Raw genomic sequence first — 347 nt, forward strand, 5'->3', positions numbered from 1 at the left:
TGCGCGTCTACGTCGACAAGCCCCGCACCACCGTCGGCTGGCGCGGCTTCCTCCTCGACCCCGACCGGGACGGCGGCTTCGACCTCGAAGGGGGCCTGCGCCGCACCCGCGCCCTCATGCGCGGCGTCCTCTCCATGGGTCTGCCCGTCGCGACGGAGGTGCTCGAACCGCTCGCCACGCCCTACCTGGACGACCTGCTCTCCTGGGCCGCCGTGGGCGCCCGCACGACCGAATCGCAGACGCACCGCGCCCTCGCGAGCGGCCTCGACCTGCCCGTCGGCTTCAAGACAGCACGGACGGCAACGTCCGCGTCGCCGTGGACGCCGTGCTCGCCGCGCACGCACCGC

Annotated in this window: 1 pseudogene; it reads left to right on the top strand. The window is 74.6% G+C overall.

From position 1 onward, the window contains the following. A pseudogene (locus tag DEIPI_RS32645) lies at positions 1-347 on the top strand (hypothetical protein); the annotation flags it as partial.

Origin of the sequence: Deinococcus pimensis DSM 21231 (assembly GCF_000519345.1) — a bacterium.
Taxonomy (GTDB): Bacteria; Deinococcota; Deinococci; order Deinococcales; family Deinococcaceae; genus Deinococcus_A; species Deinococcus_A pimensis.